Genomic DNA, 26,667 nt, shown 5'->3' on the forward strand with positions numbered 1-26,667 from the left:
TGTTCCAAAAATATTGGTTAGGTGTGACCCACTTCCCCTTTTAGCTGTCAGTTTTTTACTTAATCAGCTTGGACTATCTTCGCTAATGTTGATTTAATAAGAACATTAACGAGGACAGATAATTGCAAACCCAAGAACTGCAACACTTTTACATCTCAGAAGAGCAATCAATCTACCTGCTCGCGGCTAACGATGCCCGCAAACATCGTGCCTGGATAAGGCTATGTAAGCAGCAGCTGAGTAAATTAGGTTATAAAGAGTTTGAAATGGTTGGAAAAGGGGCTTATGGGTTTGTCTTTGCAGGCGTTAACGCCAGTGGCGAAGCCCATGTCTTTAAATTCTCTCGACTAACACTGCCGCAGCACGTACAAGACAGGCTTGAAGAGGAAGCATTTATGCTCTCTCAAGTCATCCACCCTAATGTCCCCCCTGCAATTAGGTTTCAGCATGTTGGAAAGCAAGGCATTCTTGTTATGGCAAGGGCACCAGGCGAGGACTTAGAACAACTTTGTCTGCGGATCGGTGCATTACCAGTTGCCATGGTGATGAATATCGCGCGCCAACTTGCAGCAATACTCAAATACTTACATAACGGTCGGCCACTGATCCATGGCGATATTAAGCCCTCGAATCTGGTTTATGATGTAAAAAATCAACACCTGTCCTTAATAGATTGGGGCTCAGCAGTATTTGCTCAACGCGACAATGATGGTAACCCAGTTAATGGTAACGTTATGGATTTAATGTCCAGCGACCATCAGCATACTAATGCCCGCATGGGCGATGTGTACTTTATCGGGGAAGAGCAACTCAATGGCGCATTGTCGAGTCCGCGTTTTGATGAGCAAGGCGTAGCCGCAACACTTTACGCATTGGCATCTGGGCAAGCCAGTCGTTTTGGCAGTAAGGTCATTCCCGCCACCAGTGTAGGCTTACCCATTGAGCTTGCTAAAACCTTAGATGGCATGCTGAGCGATGACCCAATGCAACGAAAACAGGCTGGTGATTACTTTCTCAAAAGTATGGCTCACAGTCACAGAATGCACCTGCCAGAGATTGATAATGGACCGCTTATCGCCGAAATCCCAGTTTGGGTGCTTGCCAGCAACAAAGAAGTCGAAACCGTTAGTTATAGCTCACGAAAATCATTTCTTAAAGAACACAACGCCGATGACCCCATTGCCAAAATGGACGATCTACAGCTGGAAAAATACTACCGTAACTTTATGGCTGGCATGGGCGATACTGAGAAAGGTTTTATCGCATCAGTAGGCCGCTTAGCACAATATGACATCGTAGGCGGTTTAGCGATTCATTGGCGTGAAACCGGAGTGTTTATTGATTCGAACCTAGCACTGTATAACGAGAGTCAAAAGCAAGCTTTGACAATTGCAGTCAACAATATGGTAACGCTCGCCCGTGGTATTCATCGTATCGGGGTGTTCAAAGCATGTTTCTTTAATGCAAGAGATACATTGCATATTGAACGAGAAGATAGTGAGCAACCGTTCTTGATTAGCAGTGAATTACAATTACCTTTTGAAGTTGGTGATGTACCGTCATTAGAAGATCGCTCAAGACTACACTCCTATTTTGAAGATGGCCGCGATCCAGAGGAAAACCTAGAGCTACCAAAAGAGATAATGACTGAACTTGCGATCATAAACCAGATCCACCATACCGGCTGTATTATCTTTGAGGCTTTGCCAAACCATATGAAGATCCACAGCTACCTAAGGTTATTAAACCCTAGAAAACAAGCAGCGTTTAGAGGTTGTTTAGATCGAATTTTAAGTCACGTTGATAAGATACAAGGGAAAGGGGTGTCAGGCTTTATGAAGCTTCCCTATAAAAACACCCGTAAATTTAGTCATCTTGAGCGCAAGCCCGATAACTTTTATCCGCGCAACCCAAAACAAAGTTAAGGCTTTAACTAATTGCTATTAGATTTATCATCTTTTGCCTTTTCATCCTCATCAAGCGAAGTTTCAACTTGATGTGTTTCTGGGCGCTTATCACTAGGATCATCTTTACGCTCAAAATCACCGTCGAAGGTGTTACCATCGTCAAAAGGAGACCGGCCACCTTGTTGCCCAAAGGGGTTACCTTGTCCGCCCATTCCTGGGCCAAAGCCTGCTTGAAAACCGCCATGGGTTTTAGCTTTCTGCTGCATACGCTTGTAAAAGTAACCCGCCACAGGAATGCGGGTAAATGGGGTTAATAGAATTAGCCCTAAAAAATCGGTCACAAAACCTGGAATTAACAGCAGTAGTCCAGCAACCGCCAACATCATTCCTTCAACAATTTCTTGCCCTGGCGCTTCGCCACGAGCCAACTTCTGCTGAACCTGCATCAAGGTACTAATGCCTTGGCTGCGAACTAATGATACGCCAACCACTGCGGTAAATATAACCAAAGCGACCGTTGTCCAGCTGCCTAATGCTTCGCCCACCCGGATCAATACAGATAGCTCCATCACAGGAACTAATACAAAAATTAATAACAGAATAAAAAACACGCTGACCTCACATTTTTTTATGGCGATGAAAACTAAATTGGGGTTAGTCGGTCTATTTTCAAGTCGCATAACCAACAATTGGCTTGTGTGCTAACAATAATCAACACAAGCAGCAGAATACATACGCATTTGTAAGCAAAAACTACTGGCATCACTATTTTAGCAATGCCTTAATGCAAGCATTCTGCAAAACACGTAAAGTAACAATAGTGACTATCGTGATAATCAGCTTAACTAAATTGCCTTAACGCAGCTTTAATCTGCTTAATATAAATTGAACAAGCTATCAGACGGACAAACACAGTTTAATGAATAACGAATTTTTACTCTTAATGACCACTTGCCCAGACGAAGCTAGCGCTAAATCTTTAGCTCATGCCCTTGTCAAAAAGAAATTAGCGGCATGTGTGCAGATCTCATCAGCCATTACCTCCGTATATGAGTGGCAAGCTGAAGTCTGTGAAGAGACAGAATTCTGTTTACATATTAAGTGCCTTACCGTGCATTACCCCGCGATTGAGGCTGCAGTTTTACAGTTGCACCCTTATGACGTTCCCGAGCTAATAGCACTACCTGTAACCCAGGGATTGCCAGCCTATTTTGATTGGATAAAAGAAACCACACAGCCATGAAAAAAATCATAACTCTGTTTTTAGCATCACTACTAATGCTTAGTCCATTAGTACAAGCTGAAAGCATTTTTAATAGCAGTAAATTCTCCTTTTTAAAGGGTGAACCAGAGTTGATGCCTGTCGATGAAGCGTTTGTTTTCGACTTCAAACAGGAGGGCGATAAAGTAAAAATTAGCTGGGTAATTGCCGACGGCTACTACATGTATCGCGATAAACTCAAATTTGAAGCCAACGGTGCTGTGCTGGTAGAAATCGCCTTACCTGAAGGTAAATCTCATACCGATGAATACTTTGGTGAACAAGAGGTTTATTACTCATTTGTAGAAATACCCGTTGCAATTAAACAAGCGGCAGCTGGCGACACTCTCAACGTTACATTTATGGGCTGTGCTGAGGGCAAACTGTGCTTCCCTCCAACCAAAAAAGTGGCAGAGCTAACCGAGGTTAGCACTAATGATGGCGTACTCGACTTACAACAAAACAACGAGATAGCCACAGCAACCAATGAGCCTAACGCGCCAATAACTCAGCAAGATAACCTGACTCAAATGCTTGCTAGCGATAGTTTAATTTGGACATTAGTTATCTTCTTTGGCTTAGGGATCGGCTTAGCATTAACGCCTTGTGTGTTCCCTATGTATCCGATTCTATCGGGCATTATTGTTGGCCAAGGTAAGAAACTCTCGACCGCCAAAGCCTTTAGCTTGTCGATGGTTTATGTACAAGGTATGGCTATCACCTACTCATTAGTAGGCCTGGTAGTGGCATCTGCTGGGATGAAGTATCAGGCCTATCTACAGCACCCTGCAGTATTGATCGCACTTGCGATAATGTTCTTCGTATTGAGCTTGTCGATGTTTGGCTTATACGACTTAAAACTGCCATCTAAGTGGCAGGAGAAGATGAACACTGTATCAAACAACCAAAAAGGCGGTAACGTCATTGGTGTGTTCTTGATGGGTGTTATCTCTGGCCTTGTAGCCTCGCCTTGTACCACAGCACCGTTATCTGGAGCATTGATTTACGTTGCGCAAACAGGCGATTTACTGCAGGGCTTCTTAGCGCTTTACGTATTGAGCATGGGCATGGGACTACCGTTGCTTATTATCGGCACCTCTGGTGGTAAGATCTTACCAAGAGCGGGCAGCTGGATGGATATCATCAAAACCATCTTCGGTTTCTTACTCATTGCAGTTTCTATCGTGATGTTAGGTCGAATTTGGCCTGGACTCATCTCAGATATACTCTGGTCGGTTTGGGGGATCAGCATCGTCGGTTACCTAATGCACCAAAACAAGCTCACTGAGTTCAACTGGAAACAAACAACCCGTGCGGTACTGCTTCTGTTAGCACTATTGGGCAGCTTCTCTTACGGCTTACAAGCGGTAATGTCGCACTTTGGCTTTGTCTCAAACAGCAGTGTAACGCTAGCTACTGGTGAGCAAAATCACAGCTTCAAGCGTGTTAAATCACTTGAAGATCTCGATCGCGAAATAGCTGCGGCATCTGCACAGGGCAAAACAGTCATGTTAGATCTATATGCCGACTGGTGTGTCGCTTGTAAAGAATTTGAAGCAATTACCTTTAAAGATGCTGCAGTCCTTGAGCGGATGAACAAGATGGTATTACTGCAAGCTGATGTCACCAAAAATGATGCTGTCGATATTGAGCTACTAGAACATTACGATGTGCTCGGTTTACCGACATTGCTGATGTTTGACGAAAATGGCGCTGTAAGGGATGACTTAAGAGTCACCGGCTTTATGCGTCCTAAAGCGTTCGCAGAACATCTGGATCACCTCGTAAAATAATACCAATTGCATTAAAAGTTTGACCGTTCAGCGGAATTCAAAATGCTGTAGGCAAGCAGTGGGATTTGAGCGAATAGATATTCTCGGCTCTGACCCCCTGCTTCGCTCTCGATAATAGCTCCTGCATTATTCTACCTTCGACCATCCTTGGTCTCGTACCTCCTAAATCTGACCGCCAAGGAGGGCCGGAATGTCTTATTTTGTATGGAACAAAATAGACCATTTATACCAATTGCATTAAAAGTTTGACCATTCAGCGGGAATTCAAAACGCTGTAGGCAAGTAGTGGAATTTGAGCTAATAGTTATTCTCGGCTCTGGCATCCTGCTTCGCTCTACCTCCTAAATCCATTTAGTCGTATATCCAAATCCCATAGCGAAGTCTACGTATTGCCAATTTGTTTAACCTCAGCCGCACTACGTGAGACCCTCAGGCTTTCCACTTCTCCTTTGCATTGACTTAAAAGGGAGTCACCATTTCTTTACCAATGCGCTTTGAATTGAAAAATCTGAGGCGCTCTGAACTGGCCAAATACTTAATACAATTGGTATAACTCAGAAGTATCAAGTAAAAAGCCCCATTAGCGTTTATCTGTTGGTGGGGCTTTTTTGATTGTTATCGACACAGAGACAGCAAGCCTACATTGCCATCTCACCTTCTATCAGGTCGCAATTGTCACCACGATTACCACTATCACAATCTGTAAATAAATCCGTAAACTTCAGTTCAAATTCACAAACATCTTGTACAATGCTCACTAATAATATCTTTTGCAAGGAGCACCATGGAACCCGCGATACTCATTATAACCTTAGCCTGCGGCATGCTAGTTAGCCGTGTGGGACTGCCCCCATTGATCGGCTACCTTGTTGCGGGATTTGTACTGTTTCTATTCGGAATTGAAGAATCTAGCCTGCCAATGTTGGAGCAGTTAGCTAACTTAGGTGTGACCTTATTATTGTTTGCCATCGGTCTTAAGCTGGATATTCGCAGCTTGTTTAAAGCAGAGGTTTTAGCGGGCTCCAGCCTGCACTTGCTCGGCTCTATGCTGTTTTTTATACCGCTGTTAAAATTGTTAGGTCTGCTTGGTTTAGAGCAACTAACCGGTCTTGAACTCAATCAACTTGGTCTACTCGCATTTGCATTGAGCTTCTCTAGTACCATTTTTGCGGTAAAGATATTAGAAGACAAAGGTGACATGCAGTCACTCTATGGCCGCGTAGCGATCGGTATCTTGATTATGCAGGATATTTTTGCCGTCGCCTTCTTAACGATCTCTAAAGGTGATATCCCCTCTTATTGGGCGTTATGCCTACTACTACTTCCGCTAGCTAAACCACTTATTTATAAAGCCTTTGATCGAGTCGGTCACGGTGAGTTACTGGTGCTATTCGGGCTAGTCATGGCGTTGGTGATGGGCGCATGGTTGTTTGAAATTGTCGGCCTAAAACCTGATCTAGGTGCGCTGATAATCGGCATATTACTGGCGGGACACCCTAAGTCTTCAGAACTAGCAAAGTCGCTGTTTTACTTTAAAGAGCTGTTCCTCGTTGCCTTCTTCTTAACAGTTGGCCTCAATGGTTTACCAACATTCTCAGATATAGGCTTAGCAGCAATTTTGGTGTTGGTGGTTCCGATTAAAATCGTGTTATTCCTCTATCTATTGACTCACTTTAAGTTACGTTCACGCACAGCGTTATTGTCTTCATTTAGCCTAGGTAATTACAGTGAATTCGGTTTAATCGTTGCCGCAGTCGCTACCTCAAAAGGCTGGCTACCTCCGCAGTGGATGGTGATATTAGCCGTGGCCTTAAGTTTTAGTTTTCTATTTTCAGCACCACTCAATATCGCATCGAATCGACTCTATCAAAAGTATCAAAATCGACTGCAACGATTGGAGAAGCATCCATTGCACCCAGAAGATCGCCCGATCCATGTGGGTAACCCAAGATTTCTAATCTTAGGTATGGGCCGCATTGGTTCTGGCGCATATGATGAACTGAGAGTGCAATACGAAGGTGAAATACTGGGGGTTGAGCATAAGCAAGATCTAGTCGATTATCACAACCAAGAGGGCCGTAATGTGGTGCAGGGCGATGCTTCCGACACCGACTTTTGGGAGAAGTTAGACAAAGCCCCTAATCTAGAGCTGGTATTACTGGCTATGCCTCATCACGTGGGTAATTTATTTGCTGTTGAACAACTGAAGCGTTTAGATTACCAAGGCAAGCTCAGTGCCATTGTACAATACAAAGAGGACGCTGATTCATTGCAAGAATCAGGGGTACACAGCGTATATAACCTTTATGAGGCAGCTGGTGCTGGTTTTGTCGATCATGTCGTTAAAGAGTTGCTCAGCCCTAATGGCACCACGCCTGATCATCCACAAGCGGTGAATCATCCACGCAGCGACAGTTAACATTTACTGTGTTTATAAAGTAAACCTTTAGACTGATTGTATACATTATTCCCACTATCGAGTATGTTATTTGGCAAATAAAAAAAATGCCAAATAACATACTATGCTAACTACACCTCGAACCCGACAGTTTCACCCCTTATTAAAACAAGCACGTGTGCATCTTAGTTACGCCAAAATTATTAGCTTATTAGCAGTGAGCCTAATAAGCCCTCAATCCATAGCTCAGGCGGAGCGATGGCAAGATCACCTTGTTTTTGAACAAAATAAACAGCCACCCCACGCCAGCTTTTTTGGCTACTCTTCATTATCAAAAGCAATTGTCGATGATTATCAAGCCAGTAATAACTTTCTTGATCTCAATGGGCGCTGGCAATTTCATTACGCTAAAAACCCATTTGTGGCGCCTAAAGATTTTGCTCAACAACAGGCTAAGCTAGATGACTGGCAAAGCATACAAGTACCGGGTAACTGGGAGACCCAAGGTTTTGGTCATGCCATCTATCTAGATGAACGCTACCCTTTCACTACTACTTGGCCCAATGCTCCAGAAGATCACAACCCTACAGGTAGCTACCGCCGACAATTTGAGTTACCCAAAGAGTGGCAAAACAAGCAAGTATTTCTGCATATTGGCGCGGCACGTTCAGCGTTAAGCGCGCATATAAACGGTGTGGAAGTCGGATATAGCCAAGGGGCAAAAACACCGGCCGAGTTTGATATTACTCCCCACCTTAACCAAGGTGAAAACTTGCTAGCCCTGCAGATAATACGTTGGAGTGATGCCAGTTATCTCGAGAGCCAAGATATGCTGCGAGTCAGTGGTATTGAACGTGATGTATATCTTTACGCTACAGAGAAGCAGCGTATCGCTGATATCGACGCAACTTATACGCTCAATAAAAATCTCACCAAAGCCAATATGGCGATTAAAATTAAGCTTAACAATCATGCTAAAACCGCTATTAAAGCTGGGGAGCTAAACCTAGAGTACCAGCTGCTTTCTCCTCAAGGGGCTAGCGCTAAATTGGGCCAACAAGCTGTCGCTGAGTTTAATAACAATGTTGACCAAACCCTTACTTTATCTGTCGAAAACCCCGCCCTTTGGAGTGCGGAAACCCCATTGTTATATCAGCTATTAATAAGCCTAAAAGCAGCGGATGGCACACTGCTGCAGGCCAGTAGCCAGAAGATAGGCTTTCGCCGAGTAGAGATAAAACAAGGTCAACTACTGGTCAATAACAAGGCCATTACCATACGCGGTGTCGATAGGCATGAAACCGACCCCGATACCGGCCATGTGGTAAGTCGGACTAGCATGGAAACTGACATCCGTTTAATGAAGCAGAACAACATCAATGCCGTGCGTTCAAGTCACTACCCTAATGACCCCTACTGGCTGAGCTTAACCGACAAATATGGTCTGTATGTTATCGATGAAGCCAATATCGAATCGCACCCATTAGCGATTGACGAAAAGACTCAACTCGGAAACGAGATGAGTTGGTTACCAGCGCATCAAGCACGTATTGAGCGCATGATTGAGCGTGATAAAAACCATCCCTCTATCATTATCTGGTCGCTAGGTAATGAGGCAGGAGAAGGTCATTTATTTGAAGCATTATATGATTGGGTTAAACAACGCGATCCGAGTCGTCCTGTGCAATACGAACCCGCTGGTCAACATGCCTATACTGATATCGTTGCTCCTATGTACCCGTCAATCGAGCGGATTGAGAAATACGCTAAAACCCATAACGATCGGCCATTGATTATGATCGAATACGCCCACGCTATGGGGAACTCGGTGGGAAATTTACAGGATTATTGGGATGTCATAGAGCGCTACCCGCAACTACAAGGCGGCTTTATCTGGGACTGGGTGGATCAATCCTTAGCCTTTACCAACTCTAACGGCCAACGCTATTGGGCTTATGGCAAAGATTACCACCCTGATATGCCAACTGACGGTAACTTTCTCAATAATGGTCTGGTTGATCCTGACCGTAATCCACACCCGCATTTAAGTGAAGTTAAGAAGGTTTACCAACCACTACGTTTCAACAATTTTGTGGTCAATACTGATTCGGCTAGTTTTGAACTTGAAAACCGCTATGACTTTATTAGCACTCAAAACTTACAACTAAAATGGACAATCCAGCAGGATGGTCGCCCGTTTAGCGTCGGCAGCATTGAGATGCCGATGGTAAAAGCTGGCTTATCTAAGCAAATAATCCTGCCGCTAGATCAGAGTCAGTTCGCTGGCCATTTTGAATACCAGTTGTTGCTCGAGGTGCTAGTTGATAAGCCTCAACCTATGCTACCTAGTGATCACCGCATCGCATTTGGTCAGTTTTCTTTGCAAGCCGCCAGCAATAAGCCACATACCTTAGCGGTGGCAATAAAGCAGCAAGATAGCTTTTGGCAGTTAGGTAATGAGCAACTCCAATACCTTATCTCTAAAAAAACAGGTTGGCTCACCGATATCAAGCAAGCAGGCCAATCCCAACTAACCGCACCACTAATGGTTAACTTCTGGCGTGCACCAACCGATAATGATTTAGGTAATCAGATGCCCGAATGGGCAGGCGCTTGGCAAGATGCTGCAAAGGAGCTGAGGCTACTATCGATTAAACGCATTAATCCCTACAGTATTGAGGTTCAGCAACAGCATCCGACCTTAGATTTCAGTCTTAACACTCGGTACCAAATCAGTACAGCAGGTCAATTGCTGGTACAAAGTCAGTTTAAACCTGGGACGGTAGAACTTGCTGATCTTCCCCGCTTTGGCTTTCAAACACAGCTGCCTTTTAGCCAGCGCTTTATGCATTACTTTGGTCGTGGTCCTGAAGAAACCTACGCAGATAGAAAGTCAGGTAATCCCCTAGGTTGGTTTGCACTGCCTATCGAGCAAACCTTTCACCGTTACTCTCGCCCACAAGAAACAGGCCAACGCACTGATGTGCGGTATGTGGCAATTACTGATAGTAAGGGTAAAGGATTACTAGCCAAAACCAATGCAGACAATACCACTTTGCAAACCAGCCTTTGGCCCTTTGCACAAGCCGATATCGACTTCAGACAAGGAGACGCGTCAGGCTCAGCTTCGGGGCTCGTGCCCGTTACCGTCAATCACGGCGCTGAAATAACAACTCAAAAGTTTGTCACTTGGAATATTGACCATAAACAGATGGGTGTAGGCGGCGATACCTCTTGGGGCAGACAGGTCCACCGGCCCTATCGCATCAAAGCTGAGCCGATGGAGTTTAAATTTACCATTGAACCGCTAGCGGCCGCAGCTGATATTCAACAACAAGCAAGAACAAAACCTTAAGAACTAGGAAGTAACCACGCCTAAAATTAGCTATTAATATGGCATTAGAAAAATAATAAAGGATAAACATGGAACAAGTTATTCAGTTGGTCATATTTTTTGGCTTAACAGCACTCGTCGGCCTGATCACCTATCTCAAGTGCCGAAAAATAGTCAGAGATAGCAGCGACAGTAAAGATTACTTCCTTGCTGGAGGCGGCTTAAGCTGGATCGTCGTCGCTGGCTCATTGATGATGACTAACATCAGCGCTGAGCAGATTGTTGGCATGAATGGTGCGCAATCTCTGCTAGTCGCTTGGTGGGAGATAGCCGCCGCTATCGGTCTTATTATTCTCGCGAAATGGTTAATCCCCATCTATTACAAATATAACTGTACCACTACAACAGAATTGCTTGAGCGAAAATATAATGACAAAGGGATCCGCGCCATGGTCTCAGTGCTGTTTATGCTCGGTTATGCATTCATCCTGCTGCCAGTAGTGCTATACACTGGTTCATTGTTTATGAAATCAATGTTTGGTCTGTCTATTTCAGTTACAGCGTTAGCGATTATCTTTGCCATCGTTGGCGCCATATATGCGATTTTTGGCGGACTGAGAGCCATCGCAATTTCAGACAGCTTAAACGGTATCGGCTTGTTAGTGATGGGGGTGGTGGTGTCTTATCTTGCACTTAACGCCGTCAACTGGGATCTATCTGGTGTACCGATTGAAAGACTAACCTTAGTTGGTAACGACCAATCAGATATCCCTTGGCATACCTTGCTTACCGGCATGATCTTCATTCAAATATTTTACTGGGGCACCAACATGGTGATCACCCAACGTGCCCTTGCCGCTAAGTCAGTTAAAGAAGCACAAAAAGGTTTGTATGCTGCGGTAGTGATGAAGCTTATTATCCCAATTATTGTGGTACTGCCAGGGCTCGTCGCTTACAAACTCTATGGTGATGTAGGTGACGTGGCCTACGGCAGGCTGGTTGGCGATATCTTGCCAACATGGATATCTGGCGCATTTGCGGCAGTAATGGCTGGCGCAGTATTAAGCTCATTTAACTCATGCCTAAACTCTGCGGCCGCGCTATATACCTGTGACATCCACCAAAACTATATCAACCCAAATGCAAATGTGAAAAAAATAGGCACTCGGGTTGCACTGGTATTTACTTTAATTTCAGTTGCATTAGTGCCAGTATTCGCGGAATCAAAAAGTATCATCTCGTTACTACAACAGCTTAATGGCCTTTACTCTATGCCCGTTTTAGCAGCTTTCATCTGTGCACTGGCATTTAAAAACGTCAGCGCTAAAGCGATTAAGGTTGGCCTAGTATTTGGGGTATTAGTATACGCTGTATTTACCTTTGTCTGGAGCCCTTTCCACTTCATTCACATGATGGCAATTACCCTAGCGGCAACTATCTTGGTCACCTTGTTCCTCAGTCGATTTGTATTCGCAGCGCAGCAAGATATTAAGCCGCTTACAGCTAATACTTAAACTCAAAGGGGTTGCTTAAAGCAGCCCCTTTCACAGCTCATCATAAAGGAATATTGATAGATGTTTGATCGTGACGACCACCCTCACCGACGCTTCAACCCACTAACCGATCAATGGCTGCTGGTCTCGCCTCACCGAGCAAAACGTCCTTGGCAAGGACAACGCGAAGCCACCGCTGAAGTCGCAAACCTTGATTACGATCCTGAGTGTTATCTGTGTCCGGGCAATAATCGAATTAGTGGCGAAAAAAACCCAAGCTACACAGAGCCCTTTGTGTTCACTAACGACTTTGCAGCGTTAACTGCAGATACGCCGCCAGCTCAGCAAAACGATCCTCTCTTTGCGCTACAATCCGTAACGGGAACCAGTCGAGTTATCTGTTTTTCTGCCGATCATAGCCAAACCCTGCCAAAACTTTCTATTGCACAGCTTACCGCGGTATTCGTCAGACTTGGCAAAGAGGTTGCTGAACTTGGAGAACACTACCCCTGGGTACAGGTGTTTGAGAACAAGGGTGCCGCCATGGGTTGCTCAAACCCGCACCCCCATGGGCAAATATGGGCGGTGAGTGAGCTGCCTAATGAAGCCGTTACAGAGTCTCGCACCCAGCTAAACTACTTAAAAAATAATCAAGAAAACATGCTACTTGATTATGCAAATAAAGAGATCGCTAATGCAGAGCGAGTCGTCGTCAGTAATGATGATTGGCTTGTTGTAGTGCCATGGTGGGCAGCTTGGCCATTTGAAACGCTAATTTTACCGCGCTTTGCAGTAGCACACTTGGATAAGCTCACGGCAGAGCAGCAAGGCTCCTTAGCCAGTATAATGAAGTCACTGATGACGAGATACGACAATCTATTTAATACCAGCTTCCCCTACTCGATGGGATGGCATGGCGCACCATTTGATGGCAGTGAACACCCAGAATGGCAGCTGCATGGACACGTCTATCCACCACTGCTTCGCAGCGCTGATGTGAAGAAGTTTATGGTCGGTTATGAGATGTTGGCAGAAAGCCAGCGAGACCTCACGGCGGAACAAGCAGCACACCTGCTACGGGCCCAGCCTGAAGTGCATTACCAAAATCAATAGAAAAACTCAGTTACACATGGTGTAAAGTCGTGATATAAAGCTAATGAAGTGTAAGTAAATATTTTAACTCAGGGACAGAGTATTAAGCCAAATAGCTTACCCACTTTCATTGATAAGCGACTTTACGCTTAAGTAAAGTCGTAAGTTAGAAAATCAGAAAATATCATCGACGGCTACAAAGTTTAGCCACGCTCTAGTGTAAACGGTTGCAAAAAATAAACAGCTTTCGCTTAAATTACAATGGCCAACTTTCGGAATACAGCAAACCATGTCCAATCCAGTTCAACGCGCCAATAAACTCTTTGTCCAAACCTTCGGCACCCAAGCTGATGCGCTCTATTTTGCACCAGGAAGAGTCAATTTAATCGGCGAACATACTGATTATAATGATGGTTTTGTGCTGCCAGCGGCGATAAACTTTAATACTATTATTGCTATTAAACGTCGTGATGATAGCCAATTTCGTGCAGTATCTGACGCCTTTCCTGGCGAAATGAAAGAGTGGACCTTTGGCCAAGAAGGCCAAACACCACAAGCCCCTGAGTGGGCCGACTACCTTAAAGGTTTTAGCTCAGCCATGGCGACCGCAGGTCTGTCACCCAAAGGAATTGATTTAGCCATAGTCAGTAATGTGCCGCTAGGCGCAGGCCTCTCCTCTTCAGCGGCACTTGAGATTGCTTTTGGTACTGCGGTCAATGACGCCAGCCAAATTAAGTTATCACCGTTAGCGATTGCCCAACTCGCACAGCGCGGCGAAAACCAATTCGTAGGCTGCGCCTGTGGCATTATGGATCAGATGATCAGTGCCCTAGGGCAGCAAGACCATGCCCTTTTGATTGATTGTCTAGATCTCGATAGCGAAGCAGTTAGTATTCCTAATAATTTGAGCCTGATTATTATCAATTCAAATGTTCAGCGCGGCTTGGTGGAGTCTGAATACAACTTAAGACGTGTGCAATGTGAACAAGTAGCGGAGCATTTTCAGTTAGATTCTCTTCGCCATCTTGAGCTTAATGCTTTAGAAGCTGTAAAAGATGAATTGAGCGACGTTTGCTACCGACGTGCTAAACATGTCATTACAGAAAATCGTCGTACTCAGAATGCAGCCTGGGCACTGGAATCGGGCAATATCACTCAATTGAGCAGCTTGATGGCTGAGTCCCATCTATCAATGCGTGATGATTTTGAAATTACCGTCCCTGAAATTGATTACCTGGTCAATATTATCTCTGATGTTATCGGTGATAAAGGCGGCGTAAGAATGACTGGCGGCGGGTTTGGCGGCTGTGTGGTTGCACTGGTTGATCATGAACTGACCGATGCAGTGGTAGAAGCTGTAGAGCAACAGTATCAGCAAAAAACTGGCATAGAAGCTTCAATTTATTTATGCTCAGCCTCTGACGGAGCAAAAAGGATAGATAGCTAATATACCCATCCGACCTGAAAATGCAGGATTCAGTGGGAGTTTAATGGGCTTTAGTCACAGGTTCATTGCTCCATGCTGAACCTAAGCACCTACATCTGACCTCCAGGGATGAGGGAATGCCTTGAGCATGTCAGGAACATACTAGGCCATGTAGGCGAGGCATTGATTGCAGCTAATGGTCGCTCCCTTGGTAAAATCAATAACACAGAGTAAAGCCCATGCTTTTTATATAAGAAACGCCCATCAAAGAAGGGGTTGTGCAAGCCCACTTCGTTGTTGCGCCAACTTAAAAGGGAATAGCCATTTCCACGTTAATGCGCCTAGAATTGAACTAGCACAACACCTCTGAAACGAGCATGTTCAAGTGGGAAGGGTATATACACATTGGAATACGTATTCATCTCGCTAAATCAAAATGTTAACACCAGAATAGTAGACGGTAATATTTAGCTAATAACAAGGATAAACCATGGTACGTTTTCGCCCGCAAGACCCTTGGAACGATCCCCGCGGTGGTCAAATTGAACGGGTGATAATAGATAATGGCACCATAGCAATAGAAGTGCTTAGCTTAGGCGCCATTATCCGCTCGCTTTGGACACCAGATAGAGATGGTGAACGGGCCAACATCGTACTTGGGTGCGACAGTGCCAGTGACTATTTAGCGCAAGATGCCCACTTAGGCGCCATTGCAGGACGCTTTGCTAATCGAATAGCCAACGGCACATTCACCGCCGATGGAAAAAGCCATCAATTAAGCATCAACCAGGCGAGCAATTGTCTCCATGGCGGCAATGACGGCTTTAATCGCCAGCGTTGGAATTTAGGTCAATTACCAGACGGTGTACGTTTAAGCTTAGTGAGCCCCGATGGTGATATGGGGTTTCCAGGGAAATGTACTGTGCAACTTGATTATCGATTAGCGGGAAATAATCTCTATATTGAAATATTAGCAAGCACAGACAAAACCTGCCCCATCAGCCTAACCCAGCATAGTTACTTCAACCTTGATGGCAGTGATTCAAGCTTACAACACGCCCTACAAGTTGACTCAACCCAATACCTTTCGATGAATGAAGTCGGCGTACCAACCGCATTAAGCTCAACTCAGAACAGTGCACTTGATATGCGACAGCCAACGCTGATGCAGTCACTGATTGGCGCAGAAGAATTCATCCCAACGTCAGGAATTGATCACTGTTATCTCATGCCACAGAGCGACCAGCAACTGCAGCGATTTGGCCGCTTGAGTTCAGCTAAAAGTGGACGAGGTATGACCTTATACACCAATCAACCCAGCGTACAGGTTTACGGTGCCAACCATTTGCAAGGTACTATCGGTAAAGGTCAACAATCTTTGTGTCAATATCAAGCGGTCTGTCTTGAGCCCCAGCAGGTACCTGACGCACCGAATCAGCCAACATTTGCCGGAGATGCATTAGTCAAACCTGGCGCTATTTATCACCATATAAGTCGATACCAATTTGATTCTGAAGCATAAAAAACAGCGCATAAGCGCTGTTTTTTTTCTGAGAGACTCTTTACTAATCGTCTAAATCGTCATTTGACCAGCCGCGATTAAAGTCATCGTCATCAGCTGATTCAACCTCTAGCTCAGAGTCTTCTTCAGTTTCCATGATCGGTTCAGGTTCTGCTTTCGGCTTCTTAGCCAAACTTGCCGCCTTCGGGTTGTTTGCTTCAACCCAGCCCGAGTGTTTCTCCATAAATGCTTCTCGAGCCAATTCCCATGCAGCACCATAATTAGCTTCTGCGACAGCTAGCTCTTCATTGCTAAGCTCATGCAAATGAGGTTTAACTATCTCTTCAGCATATTCAATTATGACGTCGCGGGTAGTGTTATAAAAATATACTCTACCTGCCGGTGCTTCAGGAAACTGCTTATCGTAGATGATAACTGTATTACCACGTGAGCTTCTATGCTCACCGTACCAAACAGATTTTTTAGACGTGTCATACATATATGCTAATGCCCTTAAAAATCAACACATACTAATCAATATGAAGTAAACAAGATGCAAATTCACTTCGGTTTCCCCAATCATTTTAGCTTGGGTTTTCGACCATATTCTTACAGTTTTTGGGTCAATATCAATGACCAGGTTCATATAATTCATATGAATTGAGCGAATTTTTTTAAACTCAATTGCACTAATATCGAATTTAGTTCAAAGCCGTCGTTATTCAAGTTTTTATTAGACAATAAATTGTAACAACACCAAAGTTTGACAACAAATAGCAATTTATCAGAAAGTTAACCTGCTGAATAAATCTTTCAATCTAGTGCTAAGCATTAACGCATGGTGCTCGACTAACATTACAGAACGATGTCAGCTAAACAAATCGCGTTACTGCTCCTACGTAATGTCTCTGCTAGTCAGAGATAGATACTGTCGAAAGACTCTGTATTGAAAGTTAATATTTGCTACACTGCAAAACTATTCACCTACTAATAATGCCCACCAAACAATTTTGAAACTAAAGTTACTTGCCCTTTTATGTTTGAGCTTCCAGGTTCAATCTGAAACTGAACAGATAGTTATTGCATCCGATATTTGGTGTCCTTACGTCTGCACAAACAACTCTGGCTACTTTGTAGAGCTGACTCAGCATGCTTTTGCTTCAGTTGGTGTCGGCACTAAATTCGAAACACTACCGTTTCAACGAGCATTAAGATTAGCGCAAGCAGATAAAATTCATGCGGTATTAGCCGTTTCACCAGAACATATTGGCAAGGCTAATTTGCAAGATTCTGATTTGATATTAGGCCAGTATGCAAATGACTTTTATGTGCATTCTGCGAGTCATTGGCAGTACTCATCACTGGTGGATCTAACTAATAAAACTATTGCCAGCATTTTAGGCTACGACTATGGTGATAAACTAAACTCTCTCTTAGCTAAAAGCCCAACCAGCTTTCGCGCTTCCGGTGAGACACCACTAAAAACAAACTTAAATCTACTGCAAAAAGGGCGTGTTGACATCCTCATTGGCAACCGTTATGTCATTGAATATACAGCGAAGAAATTTGATTATTACGACGACATAAAATTTGCTGGTAGTGAGGGGATTTCAACTCCGCTTTTTGTCGGTTTTAGCCATAAAGATCTTGAGCAGAACTATGCGAGTAAATTTGCAGAAGGGATACAGAACATAAAAGAGTCCGGTCAATACCAAGCGATTTTAGATAAGTATCATATCGAGCCTTGGTAAAGCCAGTCATTATGAGCTCCTCAATTACACTATAATTTTAAACAAAAAAAAACCAGCACTTAGGCTGGTTTTTATCGAATTGAGCATTAGCTTTGCAGCTTAAATAAACCGTCTTCTAGAACGGGATATCGTCATCCCAACCATCATCCAAATCTGGAGTCACGTTTTGCTGTGGCTGAGGAGCTGGACGCTGCTGTGGAGCTGCTGGAGCTGCTTGTGGCTTAGGAGCATATCCACCCTGCTGTGGTGCTTGGTAGCCACCTTGTGCCGGTGCAGCTTGTTGCTGCTGTTGTGGCTGCTGGTAACCACCTTGTGCTGGAGCCGCTTGAGGCTTAGGTGCATAACCACCTTGCTGAGGTGCTGACTGCTGTGGCTTAGGCGCATAACCACCCTGTTGAGGAGCTTGCTGCTGTGGTTGCTGATAACCACCTTGAGCTGGAGCGCCTTGACCTTGACCACGGCCACCCAACATCTGCATTTGACCGCCTTGATCTACAACCACTTCAGTGCTGTAACGATCTTGTCCACTTTGGTCTTTCCACTTACGCGTTTGCAATTTACCTTCTAGGTAAACTTGAGAGCCTTTACGCAGGTATTCACCAGTGATTTCAGCAAGCTTGCCAAACATCACTACGCGGTGCCATTCAGTGCGCTCTTGTTTCTGACCACTTTGATCTTTCCAAGACTCACTTGTCGCCACGGTAATGTTGGCTACGGCATTGCCGTTCGGCATGTAACGAACCTCAGGATCTTGTCCTAAGTTACCCACCAAAATTACTTTATTGACACCACGACTGGCCATTGAAATCTCCTGCTAAATTTTAAGAATTTGTACTAATCGACAGAGCGTAACACAGCTTAGGCTACTCTCAAATCGAAAAGCTTAGCAACTTTTAAATAAGCCAGGTTTATCGCGAGTGCTGTTTTGCTGGTTAATGATCTCCGACAACCCTAACTGGCGATTTTTAAAGAGATTAGCGTACAAAATGGGAGATTCACTCGTTAGTAAGAGCTAAATTGTGAAACAGCGGATGCTCTACAATATTTCAAAAGTAATGCAGCAATGAATAGGAGACTCATTGGTGTCTACTAGATAGCAAAAAAGCCCGAATGGTAACACTCAGGCATTAAATTCATCTGCAGCAATAACATTATCAACGCTTGCAGTCTCTTTCATCTTTTGGCGTTAACGGATCTTCAAAGCAAAGATTATGAGCCTGTTTCATATGCTCGCGCTGTACTTGCTCTTTCTCTAGCTGCAGCTGTTGTTGCTTATTATAAAGCGCTAAACGTTCATCGAGTTTGCGTTCAACCTCAGCGGCATAGGCTGCTTTACATTCGAAGTCAGCAGTACCACAAACCGGAGCGGCATTAGCATCATTGATAAGAATGAAACTCAGCATTGCAGCGGGAGCCGCAACAGAGAGAAAGTTAGCCAGCTTAGACTTTCGCTTTTTAAGAAGCGGCAATTCGGGTAAAAGCACCGGCTGCTTTAAGTTAAATCGTTTGTTATAAGAACCAAGTTTAGCCATTGTAATTAAGCTCCTTAGAATCAGTTTCCATACAAGCTATTCTCAAGAAACACCTTGTATTAGATAGGTTACGCTCAATTCTAGATGCCTAACTCAAACTCGTTAGGCATCTTCATTGAGGGGATAGCTCAGCTTAAAACTTGTAAGTTAGGCCGATAACCGTTTTAGTTTCCCAGTCATCGTTATTTGATTTTTTCATCGGCTCAGGTTTTGGCTCACCGGTATCGGCTTGGCCAGCTTTAACATAGACATTGAAGTTGTCAGACACTTGGTAGCCGGCAACTGCGTATACTTCGCGCTTCTCATCTTTAAGACCTTCAAATCGGTCTTGAGTGAAAGAGGCTTCAATACCAGCACTTAGGCCATTGTCAAACTGATAACCAGTACCAATTTCAGCACGGTACTCTTTGACTGAAGCGTTAGCTAAAGTTGTTTCTTTAACGATTGGGTCTGGCAAAATAGGTAAAACTGCGTCATCAGCAATGCTTAACTTAATGCGGTCTCTGCGCATAGCACGGCCTTCAACATAAGCGTAAAAATTATCAAAGTTAGTTTGAACCTTGATACCGCCGCCTAGTGCCGCCATTATCAAAACCTTCACGTTTACCATCTTCTAGATTTCGCTCGCCTGAGTAGGCTGTTTCAGCTGCAAAGAACGGAATAACCGATACTGCACCAAAGTTAAAATCGTAACCTAGTTGAGTTTCAACATTGGTGTGCTTGTCTTGAGTGGTGTGCTCTAGTTCAACTTTACCAGTGAAGCCATTTAAGACCTCTGTATTTGCGCTTGCTGTACCTGCTGAAAGTGCGATTAGTGTTGCTATAACAATGGCTGACTTTTTCATAGTGTTCATCCTCATGGAGTTAGTTTTTAAGTTAATTAGCAGTGCGAATTATTTCGCCTTGTTGCTAAGTGAGGGCATTATCCTTTAGAAAATTAAATCCATTTAGTCAGGTTCCATATGAAATTCGAATACTTTAAAAAGAGTAATTGCAGCGTGAATCAGCTTTTGTTCAGGCTTCATCTGTTAAGGAAAATAATAAATGGCAATGTTATTTCTTTGGTTGTTTGGATAATCAAAACACTTTACTTAGCTAAACTAATTAAAACTCACTTTAAATAGTGACCGTTATTACTAGCCAAAACCTTTAACACTTTCCTTATTCGGACTAGCTAAGTAAGCATATGTTTTAGCCATGGAGAATTAACTTTATAAAAAACTAAAAATAACCCATGACTAGGCTAAGGTATTAAATCATAGAAATTTTTAAACATAGAATAAGATAAATTATTTGGTGATTGCGAAGCATACTAGAAGAGATTAGCCAGTCGCTCAACCTAGCTTAGGTGACTGATAGGATCTCGAAAGGTGCCCCCAGCTAGCAACGCCGTCAGCCAAAACATTGAAACTAGAGGAGGCAAAAGAGGGTAACGAAAAGATTGTCACTTAGCATTCTTAATAATGAGGTATATATAATACTGACTACTCATGATTAAAAATCATGGGGAGTTAAACGACCATTCAAGCCGTTACCCATACACAGTATATCTATTAATAATCACTGGCTAGATAGTTACTATGTAAAAAACAAATACATCAACAAAACATTAATACCACATCACAATTAGTTATAAAATTATTATCACATCTACAATTTAATTCCACCCATCTTTTATGCTTGAAGACAAACTTAAAGGTGTTAACAAGCTAATTAATAAAAAACATATCATCATCTGCCGATTATTCCTTATATAGATGAAAACTAATGTGTAGAAAAATAATAGCTAGTAAACTGCTACTGTGTAGTTCACTACTTCTCAGCACTATCACCAGTACTGCGAATGCCAATTCAACTTGGGTAGGCATAGTCGGGCTAGAGCAAGCTAGAACCGTGCAGGCAAGCTCAAAGAAAGATGTACAGCAATTAGAAACCATTGTACAAGGCATTGGAATCGACTTTGCAGGATTAAACTGGCATAACACCACCGCAGCCAAATTCAATCGCCATGGCAATATCACTGTCGCTAGAAATTGGGCTTATGGATATTGGAACGAAAATTTTGGCTTGTCACTCGACATCATTAAAGGCGATTGGCAAGGAGCAGGACCAAGCATACTTGCTACTGGCATTGCCTATAAAAACTGCAGTGGTGATTTGTGCTTTCGCATCAATCCGACTCTAGCCACACTTGATAACAAGTTGGCAGACGGTAGCAACTTCAATGACCAAGGGGCACAGCTCAACGTAAAGCTTGATTATAAAATGCGTGATCGCCTTAGCCTGTCATTTCACCCACAGTATGCATATTGGAAATCAGATACGATGGGATCCACCCTGAAGCTGGAACTAGCAGCAACTTTTGATTTGACCGAAAATAAACGTCACAAATTCATGTTAGTGAACGAACATTTTATGGTCAATAATCGCGCTTCAGGCATGCGCTCCCGTTACGTCGGTGAAAATGCACCTATTGCAGGTTACGTGCCTGGCACTGAGTCTACTATCAAGCTGCGCTATGCTTGGATTTTTTAATCGAGCTTTACTACCCAGCAGCTTCAATTCTTAACCAAGCTATAAAATCTAATGCTTAGCTTGGTTATACTGCCAACCCTATCCTTTATCTAGCTGCGTCTCTACCCGCTCTATTAATGCTCATAACTACATTTAATTTTTGTAATATTCCCTCTGCTAGTTATTAAGCCCCTGCCGTGTTGGAAACTCATCGTCTTGACTAAAACTGTCATCAGCTTCTTCTGTCAATCGCTCATTTTCCCTTCTTACCCTGCAGTCTCCACAATTTTTAAACCACCAACAACCTAAAAGGCAAGCTTAAAGGTGCTTAATCGACCTGCATTAAGGCTTTTGCAATAATTCACTCAAGCCAACGAGGCACTAACCAACACATCGAGGTAACACCATGAAAAAATCACTACTTGTCATCGCTATTGCTGCAACAGCTGCTATCGGCATCGCTCAAGCATGTACCACAGCCGTATATAATAATGGCGATGCTCGCCTAACGGTTCGCACAATGGATTGGTTTGGACATGACGACGCAGTAGTCGTAGGCACAGGTGCAGGCATGACTAACACTTACAGCGCCACTGACGGCATGCAAACTGACTCTAAGTTTGCTGCAATGAAAATTGAATCATTCAAGCCAGGTATCGTAGCCGAAGCGATGAATGAACAAGGGCTTGAAGCACGTATTCTCTATTTAGGGACGGCAGCGGGCACTAAGTTTGCTGCGGACAGGGCTGACGTTAAGAACGTCGATGCCGCTAACGTACCGAGCTGGGCTGTTGACAACTTTGATAGTGTGTCCGACGTGATAAGTGCGCTTAAGGATGTTGATGTACTGCCGACTAAAGTGTGTGACCTACCTAAGCACGAAGGCGAATGTTTATATCCTCCTGTGCATTACCAGTTTGCTGATGCACAAGGCAACACGGCAGTGGTTGAGTTCATTAATGGCGAAATGAAAGCCTACACTGAAGATGGCTCTGCCTACATGAGTAATGATCCGGAATTTAGCGTGCACTTGGTACTTGACGGTGAACAAGCTGAGGCAGGTTCAACAGTCAGAGCCTATGACCGTCGCCTGCGTGCCAAGTCAGTTGTTGAAGATATGTATGCTCGGGATGTAACCGACAACACTAAAGCAAAAGCTTCTATCAAAGCAGTAGCAGCAACGGTGTTCGCAGGCTATGACCAAATCGACCCTTATGTGAATGATGTCTTCCCAACACTATGGACTATTCACACAGATCGCGATGCAAAAGAGTGGAACCTTGACCGCTACGACACTTGGACTGTTGAACACTATAGCTTTGACATGTTTGACGCAACCCAAGCTAAACGTGTTGTTCTTGGCGCACACCCACAAGCGAAGTAAAGCTAAGACTCAGCTTAAACTCAAAGGGCACTCAAATGAGTGCCCTTTACATATTTACCGAGCTGAGACAAGCCATCATCTATAAGCATCAAAGCACAAGTTGTTGCCAGTTGCGCAACAATCAATCTCTAATTACTTGGTAACGTTATGAAATACCTAATATGTACAGTACTAATTTTTCTCTCCCTCTCTATACAAGCTGGAGAGCTGTCAAAAACTTACAGTGAGCATGTTGATCAGCAGGGAAACATCACTTTTCCAAGTGACTTTTTAATGGACGGCTTTGTCCACCTGGGCAGCAATACTGTTGCCAACCCTGAATCAGGCGAGATCTTTAATATAAACTCTAGCTACACGCAAAAGTCCGCCCTTATGTGGTATCAGAAAACTGGAAAATGGCCTGACGGAACACTCATCGTTAAGATCTTAAAGTTGGTTACCGCGAAAAAAAGCCTGATCTCGGGTCAAGTGCAACACCAAACGAGTCAAGATATTGCATTTATTATGGTAAAGGATACTCAAAATCGCTTTCAACACACCAGCAATAAAGCCATTTGGGGGGACGGCTGGGGTTGGGCGCAGTTCACTGATGCTAAACAGCCCACTGTAAATACCAATCAAAACAAAAACTATTGCCAAGGTTGCCACCTTCCTCGCAAAGAAACAGATTGGTTATATACAGATATCTACCCGCAAATGCAGCGTTAATCACGCATCTACATTGCGTCAAGATACAGTGTCTGTACTGTTAATATTAGTGAAAAGTACAGACATACTACTTGTTGAGCCCCCATTGTTAGCAGCCCCAATATTTAGCCACCGTTGCGAACAAGCTGGGTGTTAAACAGGCCGCAAATTGATTAAGCTAGCAACAATCAACTGCAATATCGAAGAGCCCAATATGCTAGTCACACCTGAACGATTAACCTATTTAGTTTTAGTCGCAGATAAAGGCTCCTTCTCTGCCGCTGGCCGAGAGATGGGCGTGAGCCCCTCTGCAGTCGCGCAAGTGATTCAAAATATGGAGATAGACCTAAATATTGTGCTATTTGACCGTGTGGCGGGCAAAGCGCCACAATTAACCGCAGTTGGTAAAGCGATGTATTTGCAAGCTTTAGAGGTCATTCCAAGACTACAGGCAATGGAGAAACGGGCACAGGCTTTTCAAGCTGGGATAGAAGATAAACTTAATATCGCTGTGTATGGCTTTACCCTATTCCCCACCTATGTCGAAAAAATTGCAGCGCTGTCCAACAGATTTCCAGAACTTATCATTAACTTAATGGATGTAGAGGATATTACAGCACTTAGCGCAGACGATGTTAATGCAGCGGATATCATCATCGCCCCAACTCAATTAAAGCAACGCCACGGCTACGATACCCAAATTATAGATCAGCTAGATTGGCTGGTCGTTGCCTCACCAAGCCACCCGCTAGCAAAACTAAAAAGCCGCTTAACCTACCAAGATTTGATAAGTCATCGGCAGGTCATTACTGCTGAAAACCTTTTTGCAGAAAAGCATTTAGTCGAATCTCTCAGGCTCAGTCCAAATTTACTGTATTGCTCACAGTTTTATCAGATAGAGTCAATGCTACTTAACGGGCTTGGTTTTGCTCTTTTTCCTAGCCACTTAGCTGAAAAACACTTTGCAGCAAATGCCTTAGTAGAGTTAAAAATGGAAGATAGTGAGCAGCAACCAGGCTGGCCAATAGAGCTTGTTTGGAGCCCGTCTCTTGGCCCTGCTGGTCGCTGGTTTGTAGAGCAATTCGTCGAGCTTTAGTGGTTAAATTAAACTTGCCTCAACAGGCTTACTTTACACTCACCGCGCGACGATGAGATAGCAGTGGAAAGATACAGATTAACGTAATCGCTAAAAAAATCACCAGTTCAGACAACACCCAGCCCTTAAGCAACACATAAGGGCCTAATGCAGCTCCTGTTGTTTGCGCCGCCACCGATAAACGAATAATGTCTCCGCTGTGATCACTTTCTGAAATAGTGCCCATAAACAAGGGTAATAAAAAATTCCAAAACAGCATAAATAGACTAACGGCAACAAAATATAACAGTTGGCTCTCGGTGGTAAACAGCAACACAATCACCACCCCTTGAGAAAATAGTCCAGCTATCGTTAACGCTTTTTTAAAGCGGCTTAAAGAGGCTAAACTCGCTAACACAGCACCAAACAAGCTAAACATAGTTCCAATCGCTAACACCTGACCTTGCTCTGTCGGCAATACCTGTAACTTATCACCCACAACACTCAACATAGACCAACAACCAGAGTGAGTTAAGATAATCATAAACACCGCCGCCAAGCCCAGTAGCTTAGTTGATAGGTCAGCTTTTGGCAGGCTATAGACCTCTGTAAAATCGGAGGGTAACGGTGAGAATTTAGGTAATAACAACAGGAATACGCTCAACCCTGCCAACAGAAAAAAGAAAGTATCAACACCAAAGTCTTGTATTAAATAGGGTAAACAAAGAAACAGAAAGCCGCTATATAGCATCTGAAAAGCAATAGCCTTACCAAAAGCAAGATCAGGATTTGCCTCATGGGACAGGGCTTCATAACATAGCACTAAAATTAACCCTGCTGCGACGCCTGATATCGCTCTTAACGCTAGAAAAAGGCTAATATCACTGCAGTATGCACTCGCAAAATGAGTACCAGCTAATACCAGCATAGCGAAGCGTTCGTTAATTTTAATTGAACGAGATTTCGCCAGGAGATAGCAGATAACCGAGGCTAATGCGAAGCCAAATAATTCAACTGTCGCCAAATAACTAAGATCATAAACTGAAGTCTCGAACTGTATTGATATCGCATTAAGATAGCTTGGTAATAATAAAAAAATGCTCGATGCAACAGCAAGTTTCATACTAGTAGACAGGTAAAGATATTTGCTTGACGCTGAGTTCACACACTGGCCTTTTTATCAGTGACAGAATCCAACCTTAGCCAATAGCTTTAAATATGTAAACAAAGTTAATCAATTGTACACAAGCAACTGCAGCCCAGTCGCTACAAGGTTTTACCTACGTTCATAATTCTCAATCATAAATAGCAATTCACTTTTCAAAGGTATTACCATTAAAAATTGCTCTCATTAGCTAAACCTTTGGGCAGCATGCAAACAATAATCCCTTATTTTCAACTAACAACAAGCAAGAGCAATTCATCGCGCAAAAATATGAGCTACATTAATTAGTAATAACGCACTTTGTTGTGGCATTAAAGTATAAATAAACAATACAAGCTCTGCTTGCTATACACA

At 43.6% G+C, this 26,667-nt stretch carries 21 protein-coding genes; 14 read left to right on the forward strand and 7 right to left on the reverse strand.

All coding sequences use genetic code 11. The features are described 5' to 3' along the window. Positions 1 to 122 precede the first annotated feature (122 nt). On the forward strand, positions 123 to 1,925 hold the full coding sequence (locus SWP_RS20125) for a protein kinase domain-containing protein (protein WP_020914490.1): 1,803 nt from the start codon (positions 123 to 125) through the stop codon (positions 1,923 to 1,925). Positions 1,926 to 1,933: 8 nt separating this feature from the next. Here SWP_RS20125 and SWP_RS20130 read toward each other — a convergent pair whose 3' ends face one another. Beyond that, complete coding sequence (locus SWP_RS20130) at positions 1,934 to 2,518, reverse strand: FxsA family protein (protein WP_044556129.1); 585 nt, start codon at positions 2,516 to 2,518, stop codon at positions 1,934 to 1,936. 308 nt (positions 2,519 to 2,826) lie between these two features. Between SWP_RS20130 and cutA the strand changes: the two genes are divergently transcribed. The 8 genes from cutA to SWP_RS20170 all read left to right on the forward strand — a co-directional run bounded on the left by cutA (position 2,827) and on the right by SWP_RS20170 (position 16,226). Then, positions 2,827 to 3,150, forward strand: coding sequence for a divalent-cation tolerance protein CutA (gene cutA, locus SWP_RS20135; RefSeq protein WP_020914492.1), 324 nt, complete (start codon positions 2,827 to 2,829; stop codon positions 3,148 to 3,150). Continuing rightward, positions 3,147 to 4,961 (forward strand): protein-disulfide reductase DsbD, encoded by a 1,815-nt coding sequence (locus tag SWP_RS20140; RefSeq protein ID WP_044556130.1) that lies wholly within the window; start codon positions 3,147 to 3,149, stop codon positions 4,959 to 4,961. Before cutA ends, SWP_RS20140 begins: the two co-directional genes overlap by 4 nt. Before the next feature lie 784 nt (positions 4,962 to 5,745). Then, positions 5,746 to 7,380, forward strand: a complete 1,635-nt coding sequence (locus SWP_RS20145) for a cation:proton antiporter family protein (protein ID WP_020914495.1) — start codon at positions 5,746 to 5,748, stop codon at positions 7,378 to 7,380. A gap of 196 nt (positions 7,381 to 7,576) precedes the next feature. After that, positions 7,577 to 10,714 (forward strand): glycoside hydrolase family 2 TIM barrel-domain containing protein, encoded by a 3,138-nt coding sequence (locus SWP_RS20150; RefSeq protein WP_228371086.1) that lies wholly within the window; start codon positions 7,577 to 7,579, stop codon positions 10,712 to 10,714. A gap of 68 nt (positions 10,715 to 10,782) precedes the next feature. Then, positions 10,783 to 12,207, forward strand: a complete 1,425-nt coding sequence (locus SWP_RS20155; protein ID WP_020914498.1) for a solute:sodium symporter family transporter — start codon at positions 10,783 to 10,785, stop codon at positions 12,205 to 12,207. Positions 12,208 to 12,267: 60 nt separating this feature from the next. Then, entirely contained in the window at positions 12,268 to 13,299 is a 1,032-nt protein-coding gene (locus SWP_RS20160) for a UDP-glucose--hexose-1-phosphate uridylyltransferase (RefSeq protein WP_020914499.1), read from the forward strand. A 268-nt stretch (positions 13,300 to 13,567) separates the two neighbouring features. Further along, positions 13,568 to 14,725: a galactokinase gene (galK, locus tag SWP_RS20165; protein ID WP_020914500.1), complete on the forward strand. Its 1,158-nt coding sequence runs from the start codon at positions 13,568 to 13,570 to the stop codon at positions 14,723 to 14,725. Between the two features lie 469 nt (positions 14,726 to 15,194). Beyond that, positions 15,195 to 16,226 carry an aldose epimerase family protein gene (locus tag SWP_RS20170; protein ID WP_020914501.1) on the forward strand — a complete coding sequence of 344 codons (1,032 nt, stop codon included), beginning with the start codon at positions 15,195 to 15,197 and terminating at the stop codon, positions 16,224 to 16,226. Between the two features lie 43 nt (positions 16,227 to 16,269). On the opposite strand, the gene SWP_RS20175 is transcribed toward SWP_RS20170, so the two are convergent. Beyond that, on the reverse strand, positions 16,270 to 16,704 hold the full coding sequence (locus SWP_RS20175) for a hypothetical protein (RefSeq protein ID WP_020914502.1): 435 nt from the start codon (positions 16,702 to 16,704) through the stop codon (positions 16,270 to 16,272). A 511-nt stretch (positions 16,705 to 17,215) separates the two neighbouring features. Between SWP_RS20175 and SWP_RS20180 the strand changes: the two genes are divergently transcribed. Further along, positions 17,216 to 17,956 (forward strand): substrate-binding periplasmic protein, encoded by a 741-nt coding sequence (locus tag SWP_RS20180; protein WP_020914503.1) that lies wholly within the window; start codon positions 17,216 to 17,218, stop codon positions 17,954 to 17,956. 115 nt (positions 17,957 to 18,071) lie between these two features. Here the strand turns inward: SWP_RS20180 and ssb are convergent, their stop codons facing one another. The 4 genes from ssb to SWP_RS20200 form a co-directional block, all read right to left on the reverse strand. After that, the gene (gene ssb / locus SWP_RS20185; RefSeq protein WP_020914504.1) at positions 18,072 to 18,758 is read right to left on the reverse strand and encodes a single-stranded DNA-binding protein; all 687 of its coding nucleotides are present in this window, start codon (positions 18,756 to 18,758) and stop codon (positions 18,072 to 18,074) included. Between the two features lie 352 nt (positions 18,759 to 19,110). Continuing rightward, positions 19,111 to 19,488, reverse strand: a complete 378-nt coding sequence (locus SWP_RS20190; protein ID WP_020914505.1) for a hypothetical protein — start codon at positions 19,486 to 19,488, stop codon at positions 19,111 to 19,113. A gap of 133 nt (positions 19,489 to 19,621) precedes the next feature. After that, complete coding sequence (locus SWP_RS20195; RefSeq protein WP_044556132.1) at positions 19,622 to 20,074, reverse strand: hypothetical protein; 453 nt, start codon at positions 20,072 to 20,074, stop codon at positions 19,622 to 19,624. Further along, positions 20,037 to 20,333 (reverse strand): hypothetical protein, encoded by a 297-nt coding sequence (locus tag SWP_RS20200; protein WP_020914507.1) that lies wholly within the window; start codon positions 20,331 to 20,333, stop codon positions 20,037 to 20,039. Before SWP_RS20200 ends, SWP_RS20195 begins: the two co-directional genes overlap by 38 nt. 922 nt (positions 20,334 to 21,255) lie before the next feature. On the opposite strand from SWP_RS20200, the gene SWP_RS20205 reads away from it, so the two are divergent. From SWP_RS20205 to SWP_RS20220, 4 genes are all read left to right on the forward strand, one after another. Then, the gene (locus SWP_RS20205; RefSeq protein WP_020914509.1) at positions 21,256 to 22,023 is read left to right on the forward strand and encodes a hypothetical protein; all 768 of its coding nucleotides are present in this window, start codon (positions 21,256 to 21,258) and stop codon (positions 22,021 to 22,023) included. A gap of 385 nt (positions 22,024 to 22,408) precedes the next feature. Beyond that, positions 22,409 to 23,386 carry a linear amide C-N hydrolase gene (locus SWP_RS20210; RefSeq protein ID WP_020914510.1) on the forward strand — a complete coding sequence of 326 codons (978 nt, stop codon included), beginning with the start codon at positions 22,409 to 22,411 and terminating at the stop codon, positions 23,384 to 23,386. A gap of 147 nt (positions 23,387 to 23,533) precedes the next feature. Further along, positions 23,534 to 24,094, forward strand: a complete 561-nt coding sequence (locus SWP_RS20215; RefSeq protein ID WP_020914512.1) for a cytochrome P460 family protein — start codon at positions 23,534 to 23,536, stop codon at positions 24,092 to 24,094. Positions 24,095 to 24,287: 193 nt separating this feature from the next. Next, positions 24,288 to 25,169 carry a LysR family transcriptional regulator gene (locus SWP_RS20220; protein ID WP_020914513.1) on the forward strand — a complete coding sequence of 294 codons (882 nt, stop codon included), beginning with the start codon at positions 24,288 to 24,290 and terminating at the stop codon, positions 25,167 to 25,169. 28 nt (positions 25,170 to 25,197) lie between these two features. Here the strand turns inward: SWP_RS20220 and SWP_RS20225 are convergent, their stop codons facing one another. Beyond that, on the reverse strand, positions 25,198 to 26,313 hold the full coding sequence (locus tag SWP_RS20225; RefSeq protein WP_020914514.1) for an MFS transporter: 1,116 nt from the start codon (positions 26,311 to 26,313) through the stop codon (positions 25,198 to 25,200). Between the last annotated feature and the right edge of the window lie 354 nt (positions 26,314 to 26,667).

The organism is Shewanella piezotolerans WP3, assembly GCF_000014885.1.
Classification (GTDB): Bacteria; Pseudomonadota; Gammaproteobacteria; order Enterobacterales; family Shewanellaceae; genus Shewanella; species Shewanella piezotolerans.

What these genes read in the sequence shown, in the direction of transcription:
- cutA (WP_020914492.1), top strand. Translation starts at nt 2,827, where the DNA reads ATGAATAACGAATTTTTACTCTTAATGACCACTTGCCCAGACGAAGCT.
- SWP_RS20140 (WP_044556130.1), top strand. Translation starts at nt 3,147, where the DNA reads ATGAAAAAAATCATAACTCTGTTTTTAGCATCACTACTAATGCTTAGT.
- SWP_RS20145 (WP_020914495.1), top strand. Translation starts at nt 5,746, where the DNA reads ATGGAACCCGCGATACTCATTATAACCTTAGCCTGCGGCATGCTAGTT.
- SWP_RS20155 (WP_020914498.1), top strand. Translation starts at nt 10,783, where the DNA reads ATGGAACAAGTTATTCAGTTGGTCATATTTTTTGGCTTAACAGCACTC.
- SWP_RS20160 (WP_020914499.1), top strand. Translation starts at nt 12,268, where the DNA reads ATGTTTGATCGTGACGACCACCCTCACCGACGCTTCAACCCACTAACC.
- galK (WP_020914500.1), top strand. Translation starts at nt 13,568, where the DNA reads ATGTCCAATCCAGTTCAACGCGCCAATAAACTCTTTGTCCAAACCTTC.
- SWP_RS20170 (WP_020914501.1), top strand. Translation starts at nt 15,195, where the DNA reads ATGGTACGTTTTCGCCCGCAAGACCCTTGGAACGATCCCCGCGGTGGT.
- SWP_RS20175 (WP_020914502.1), bottom strand. Translation starts at nt 16,704, where the DNA reads ATGTATGACACGTCTAAAAAATCTGTTTGGTACGGTGAGCATAGAAGC.
- ssb (WP_020914504.1), bottom strand. Translation starts at nt 18,758, where the DNA reads ATGGCCAGTCGTGGTGTCAATAAAGTAATTTTGGTGGGTAACTTAGGA.
- SWP_RS20190 (WP_020914505.1), bottom strand. Translation starts at nt 19,488, where the DNA reads ATGGCTAAACTTGGTTCTTATAACAAACGATTTAACTTAAAGCAGCCG.
- SWP_RS20195 (WP_044556132.1), bottom strand. Translation starts at nt 20,074, where the DNA reads ATGGCGGCACTAGGCGGCGGTATCAAGGTTCAAACTAACTTTGATAAT.
- SWP_RS20200 (WP_020914507.1), bottom strand. Translation starts at nt 20,333, where the DNA reads ATGAAAAAGTCAGCCATTGTTATAGCAACACTAATCGCACTTTCAGCA.
- SWP_RS20205 (WP_020914509.1), top strand. Translation starts at nt 21,256, where the DNA reads ATGTGTAGAAAAATAATAGCTAGTAAACTGCTACTGTGTAGTTCACTA.
- SWP_RS20210 (WP_020914510.1), top strand. Translation starts at nt 22,409, where the DNA reads ATGAAAAAATCACTACTTGTCATCGCTATTGCTGCAACAGCTGCTATC.
- SWP_RS20215 (WP_020914512.1), top strand. Translation starts at nt 23,534, where the DNA reads ATGAAATACCTAATATGTACAGTACTAATTTTTCTCTCCCTCTCTATA.
- SWP_RS20220 (WP_020914513.1), top strand. Translation starts at nt 24,288, where the DNA reads ATGCTAGTCACACCTGAACGATTAACCTATTTAGTTTTAGTCGCAGAT.